The sequence below is a fragment of the Mesorhizobium sp. M7D.F.Ca.US.004.03.1.1 genome (assembly GCF_003998635.1).
In the GTDB taxonomy this organism is placed as follows: domain Bacteria; phylum Pseudomonadota; class Alphaproteobacteria; order Rhizobiales; family Rhizobiaceae; genus Mesorhizobium; species Mesorhizobium loti.
On the sequence record NZ_RZQG01000414.1, the window covers coordinates 1 to 5,176 of the forward strand.

The following is a 5,176-nucleotide window of genomic DNA, read 5'->3' on the forward strand; positions in this document are numbered from 1 at the left end:
CGGTCACCGATCCGCACGCCTTCCAGTCGATCGCCAATGCCAGGATCTACGTGAAGAACATCGCCGAGGCCTTCTGCGCGGCCGATTCGGACGGCTGCGTCAGCTACCAGACCAACGCCGCCGCCTACACCAAGAAGCTCGACGCGGTCGAAGGTGAAGTGAAAGCGGCGATCGCCTCGATCCCGGAGAGCAAGCGCGTCGTCATCACCTCGCATGACGCCTTCGGCTATTTCGAACACGCATACGGCCTGACCTTCCTCGCCCCGCAAGGCATCTCGACCGACTCCGAACCGTCCGCCGCCGACGTCGCCAAGCTGGTTACCCAGGTGAAACAGGACAAGGCCGCGGCGATCTTCGTCGAGAACATCACCAATCCGCGCCTGATAGAGCAGATCGCCAGCGAGACCGGGATCAAGGTGGGCGGCACGCTCTATTCGGACGCGCTGTCGCAGCCCGACGGCCCGGCTGCTACCTATATCGACATGATGCACAACAATATCCGTCAGATCAAAGGCGCCATTCTCGGTAGTTGATCGAAGCTCTTCTCGGAAAGGCGGAGCCAGTCTCCGCCTTCCGTTTCCGCTCTGGGCCTGAGTTGGATTCTTCGCCGGAAATGTCTATCTGCGCTATGGTGTCAAGCCGCGCGAAGACGCGGATCGACCGCAGCTCGAAAGCCGGCATTGCCATGACAAACTTCACGCCTCTCCAATCGCTGCTTGGCGGCGCTCTCATCGGCCTGTCGGCGGTGCTCTTGATGGCACTGCATGGCCGGATTGCCGGGATGACCGGCATCCTCACCGGGGTCATCCCGCCGCTTTCTCCCGAATGGCGCTGGCGGGCCGCCTTTCTCGCCGGCGCGGTGGCGGCGCCGCTTCTCTATCAGGCTGCTGGCGGACACATCGCCCTCAGCGTGCCTATGCCAACGCTGGCACTTGTCGGCGGCGGCTTCCTGGTCGGCATCGGCTGGCATTTCGGTGGCGGCTGCCCGAGCGGACACGGCATTTGCGGCATAGCGCGGCTGTCGCCACGCTCGATGGTCGCCGTCACGACCTTCATGGTCGCCGCCTTCGCTACCGTCTTCATCATCCGCCACGTGATCGGAGGCTGAACCCGTGAACAAGCTCGTCTCCGCATTTCTGATCGGTGGGGTTTTCGGCCTCGGCATCGCCATTTCCGGCATGATCAATCCGGCAAAAGTGCTGAACTTTTTCGATATTGCCGGCACATGGGATCCAAGCCTGATCTTCGTCATGGCTGGCGGCCTTGCGGTCGCCTTCGTCGGCTATCGCCTCGTATTCGCTCGGCGCAAGACGCCGGTGTTCGAAACCGCCTTCGCACTACCGACAAAACGCGTCATCGACACGGAACTGGTTGGCGGCGCCGCTGTCTTCGGCATCGGCTGGGGCATTGCCGGCTTCTGTCCCGGCGGAGCCATACCTGCCCTTGGCCTTGGCTATTCGGCGACAGCGATCTTCATTGCAGCGGTGATTGCCGGCATCGTAGTGGCGCGTTTCGCAAGGGCAAGGCTCGCTCAACCGGCCGCGGCATAGGATTCGAGTTGCCGGCCACGTCAGGGAGTGGCAAGACTCCAGCCAAATCAGATTGCGAGGACACTGCCATGGAATACCGCGAAATCAGCGAGGACTATTCGGTCTCGGGCCAGATCCAGCCGGAAGACGTCGCCGCCATCAAGGAAGCCGGCTTCAAGAGCATCATCTGCAACCGGCCCGATGACGAACAACCGGGCCAGCCTTCCGCCGACACCGTCAAGGCAGCGGTCGAAGCCGCGGGCCTCGCCTTCCGCTACATCCCCGTTATCAGCGGCCAGATCACGGCCGAGAATGTCGACGATCAGGCCGAGGCGCTGGATGAGCTTGACGGCCCGGTCTTTGCCTACTGCCGCTCGGGCGCACGCTGCACGAATCTGTACGGGCTGATCCAGCAGTCGAAGGGTTGAAGAGCCAAGGCAACTCCAATGCGCTTGGCCGATTCAGCTCCTTGCACCTCTATCTTTGATGTATTCGAGGTAGAGAAACGCCAGACCTAGACTAATGAAGGCTCCCCTTACACCATCGTTTCCGTCTGCTACCAGGTATGCAAAGAAGCTTCCAATCATAAGATAAACCAACGACGACAGCAAATTTCCGAAGGAAATACTCGGGCCAACTGGCTTTATGTATCCAATCACTACTGCAATTGGAGGCACAAGATAGATAGATTTTGGCACAAGGTAGACAGCAATGAGCGTCGTCGCCAATAGAACGGCAGATATCGAGAGAGACAACAGCATATAGTATCGCGTTGGCTTTCTTTCCATGTCGCTTCCTATATCTACAATCAAATCGGTAGCGCGCCGGTTTCCTTCAGCGTTTCCAGCACGATCGCCGTCTTCACATGCTGCACCGATTCATGCGGCAGAAGCACCCCGTTGACGAATTCCGACAGCGATTTCAAATCGGGCGTCACCACTTTCAGGATGTAGTCCATCTCGCCGGTCAGCGCGTGCGCTTCCTGCACTTCGGGCAGCCGCGCCACCAGTTCGCCGAAGCGCCGCGCATTGTCGCGGTTGTGCGTGGCGAGCGTGACAGAGATGACGTTGACCAGGGAAAAACCGAGCTTGTCGCGGTCGAGCACCGCCCGGTAGCCCTTGATGAAGCCGTCCTCCTCGAGCCGCTGACGGCGGCGCGAGCATTGCGACGCCGACAGGTTCACCCGCTCCGAAAGATCGTTGTTGGTCAGCCGCGCATCCCCCTGCAATAGCGCCATTATCTTGCGGTCGAACTGATCAATACGCGCCCAATCCATGGTTTTTCCTCTTATCATGCATGCTTCACGCATGAGATGACCATTTCAAGCGTTTGAATGCAAGCACCATGCACGCCATCAGCGCTATGATGGCGCAAGACGAGCCTTTTCAGGCCAAGCCAGCTTTCGGAGGAATACCATGGGCCCCTTCCCGCACGACGCCCCGCCCGCCAGGATCAGCAAGGACAACCCGGCGGGCACCGATGGTTTCGAGTTCGTCGAATTCGCGCATCCGGAGCCGCAGAAGCTGGCCGAACTGTTCACCCGCATGGGCTATGTCGCGGTGGCGAAGCACCGCACGAAGGACATCACCATCTGGCGCCAGGGCGACATCAACTATGTCGTCAATGCCGAGCCCGGCTCGCATGCGATGAAATTCGTCGACAAGCACGGGCCTTGTGCTGCCTCGATGGCCTGGCGGGTGGTCGATGCCAAGCACGCTTTCGATCATGCCGTTGCCAAGGGCGCCACGCCTTACGAAGGCACCGACAAGGCGCTCGACGTGCCGGCAATCGTCGGCATTGGCGGCTCGTTGCTCTATTTCATCGAGACCTATGGCAAGAAGGGTTCAGCCTATGATGCCGAGTTCGAGTGGCTGGGTGCGCGCGACCCACGGCCGGAAGGCGTCGGCTTCTACTATCTCGATCACCTGACCCACAATGTCTATCGCGGCCAGATGGACAAATGGTGGGATTTCTACCGCAATCTGTTCGGCTTCAAGCAGATCCATTTCTTCGACATCGACGGCAAGATCACCGGCCTGGTCAGCCGCGCCATCACCTCGCCTTGTGGCAAGATCCGCATTCCGCTCAACGAATCCAAGGATGAGACCAGCCAGATCGCCGAGTATCTGAAGAAGTACAATGGCGAGGGCATCCAACACATCGCTGTCGGCACCGACGAGATTTACGCCGCCACCGACAGGCTGGCTGAAAACGGGCTCAAGTTCATGCCCGGCCCGCCGGAAACCTACTACGACATGTCGTATGACCGTGTGAATGGCCATGACGAACCGATCGAGCGGATGAAGAAGCACGGCATCCTGATCGACGGCGAAGGTGTCGTCGACGGCGGCATGACCAAGATCCTGCTGCAGATTTTCTCGAAAACCGTGATCGGCCCGATCTTCTTCGAATTCATCCAGCGCAAGGGCGACGAAGGTTTTGGCGAAGGCAATTTCCGCGCGCTGTTCGAATCGATCGAGCAGGACCAGATCAAGCGCGGCGTGATCAAGGTTCAGGCGGCGGAGTAGCGTTCAGGTCGAGCGGACTGCGCATGGCCTCATTTTCAGGTCATGCGCTGGATCAGATTTTGAGCCCCAACCGCTCGACCTCTTTCTCCCTCAGCTTCGCATCATAATCGAGCAGGAACTCGTCGAGTTGCGGCGGCTTGACCGAAGTGCCGGACAGCATTGCGTGCACCTGGCCGCGGTGGTGGATGTCGTGCAGGAAGACGTGGGCGAGGATATCGCCGATGCGCTCGGGGATCATGCCGTCCTCGCGCCGGTCGGTGATGACGCGGCGATCCAGATCCTCGGCCGACAGCCCATCGCAAAAGGCGATCAGGCGCCGGTCGGCCTCGACCTGAGCGACGTAAAGTGCCCCCGGCTTGTCGAACGACACGAAGTCGTCATGAGCGGCAGCACCGACGCCGCCCTCCTCGAGAAAATCGAGATAGAGATGGTCAACCGCCAGCATGTGGTTGAGCGTTTCCTTGATCGACGGAAAGAAGCTGGTGCGTTCGGCCTCGAACTCACCCGGCTGGAGCGACAGCACCGCGCGGTAGAGCCGGTCGTTCGACCACAGATTGTTGCCGGCCATACGGCGCAGATGGTCAAGCAGGTTCACGAGATCATCCCCCTGCCCGCACCATATGCAAGCCTGCTCCCACAATCGCGAATCCGGCAAGAACGATCAACAGCAGCCCGTTCATGCGTCGCCGCATGGCTTGCGTCTCCTCATCCCGCGCGACGTTCATGTTGGTGATGGTGTGGAACATCATCGCCTTGCGCGGAAAGCCGCTGCGGTTGGTCAGGTCAGGCGAGCGCGCCTCGATGCGGTAACTCAGCCGGATCGCCTGGATGAACGCGGCCAGTATGGCGAGTGCCCAGACACCGGCCAGCAGATAGAATGCGTCCCCCGCCATTCCCTTACCTCTCGTATTTCTCGACCTTCTGTTCGATGGCGCCGAAGATCGAATGCCCAGCTTTGTCCTTCATCTCGATGCGCACCGTGTCGCCGAAGCGCAGGAACGGCGTTTTGGGCTCGCCTGACACGATGGTCTCGATCATGCGCAGTTCGGCGATGCAGGAATAGCCGGCGCCACCGGCCGAAACAGGCTTGCCCGGCCCGCCGTCGAGCTTGTTGGAGAC

8 protein-coding genes and 1 pseudogene are annotated in these 5,176 nt (G+C 60.2%); 5 read left to right on the forward strand and 4 right to left on the reverse strand.

Translation table 11 applies throughout. The features are described from left to right. The 4 genes from EN935_RS21410 to EN935_RS21425 form a co-directional block, all read left to right on the forward strand. Nucleotides 1-533 (forward strand): zinc ABC transporter substrate-binding protein (locus tag EN935_RS21410; RefSeq protein ID WP_164771246.1); only part of this gene is annotated, 533 nt, incomplete at its 5' end. A 152-nt stretch (nucleotides 534-685) separates the two neighbouring features. After that, a complete protein-coding gene (locus EN935_RS21415; protein WP_127264308.1) occupies nucleotides 686-1,108 on the forward strand; it encodes a YeeE/YedE family protein in 423 nt (140 codons plus the stop codon). A gap of 4 nt (nucleotides 1,109-1,112) precedes the next feature. After that, nucleotides 1,113-1,550, forward strand: coding sequence for a DUF6691 family protein (locus EN935_RS21420; protein ID WP_127264306.1), 438 nt, complete (start codon nucleotides 1,113-1,115; stop codon nucleotides 1,548-1,550). Between the two features lie 68 nt (nucleotides 1,551-1,618). Further along, nucleotides 1,619-1,957 (forward strand): TIGR01244 family sulfur transferase, encoded by a 339-nt coding sequence (locus EN935_RS21425; RefSeq protein ID WP_126068742.1) that lies wholly within the window; start codon nucleotides 1,619-1,621, stop codon nucleotides 1,955-1,957. Nucleotides 1,958-2,337: 380 nt separating this feature from the next. On the opposite strand, the gene EN935_RS21430 is transcribed toward EN935_RS21425, so the two are convergent. Continuing rightward, nucleotides 2,338-2,805 (reverse strand): Lrp/AsnC family transcriptional regulator, encoded by a 468-nt coding sequence (locus EN935_RS21430; RefSeq protein ID WP_127264304.1) that lies wholly within the window; start codon nucleotides 2,803-2,805, stop codon nucleotides 2,338-2,340. Between the two features lie 139 nt (nucleotides 2,806-2,944). Here EN935_RS21430 and hppD point away from each other — a divergent pair, with 139 nt between their 5' ends. Next, the gene (gene hppD / locus EN935_RS21435) at nucleotides 2,945-4,057 is read left to right on the forward strand and encodes a 4-hydroxyphenylpyruvate dioxygenase (protein ID WP_127264303.1); all 1,113 of its coding nucleotides are present in this window, start codon (nucleotides 2,945-2,947) and stop codon (nucleotides 4,055-4,057) included. A gap of 52 nt (nucleotides 4,058-4,109) precedes the next feature. On the opposite strand, the gene EN935_RS21440 is transcribed toward hppD, so the two are convergent. From EN935_RS21440 to EN935_RS21450, 3 genes and pseudogenes are all read right to left on the reverse strand, one after another. Next, complete coding sequence (locus tag EN935_RS21440) at nucleotides 4,110-4,652, reverse strand: DinB family protein (RefSeq protein WP_127264301.1); 543 nt, start codon at nucleotides 4,650-4,652, stop codon at nucleotides 4,110-4,112. Between the two features lie 4 nt (nucleotides 4,653-4,656). Further along, nucleotides 4,657-4,950, reverse strand: a complete 294-nt coding sequence (locus EN935_RS21445; RefSeq protein WP_127264299.1) for a hypothetical protein — start codon at nucleotides 4,948-4,950, stop codon at nucleotides 4,657-4,659. 4 nt (nucleotides 4,951-4,954) lie between these two features. Next, nucleotides 4,955-5,176 (reverse strand): annotated as a pseudogene (locus EN935_RS21450) (2-keto-4-pentenoate hydratase); the annotation flags it as partial.

Coding starts and splice junctions, on each gene's coding strand:
- EN935_RS21415 (WP_127264308.1), top strand. CDS start 686: ATGACAAACTTCACGCCTCTCCAATCGCTGCTTGGCGGCGCTCTCATC.
- EN935_RS21425 (WP_126068742.1), top strand. CDS start 1,619: ATGGAATACCGCGAAATCAGCGAGGACTATTCGGTCTCGGGCCAGATC.
- EN935_RS21430 (WP_127264304.1), bottom strand. CDS start 2,805: ATGGATTGGGCGCGTATTGATCAGTTCGACCGCAAGATAATGGCGCTA.
- hppD (WP_127264303.1), top strand. CDS start 2,945: ATGGGCCCCTTCCCGCACGACGCCCCGCCCGCCAGGATCAGCAAGGAC.
- EN935_RS21445 (WP_127264299.1), bottom strand. CDS start 4,950: ATGGCGGGGGACGCATTCTATCTGCTGGCCGGTGTCTGGGCACTCGCC.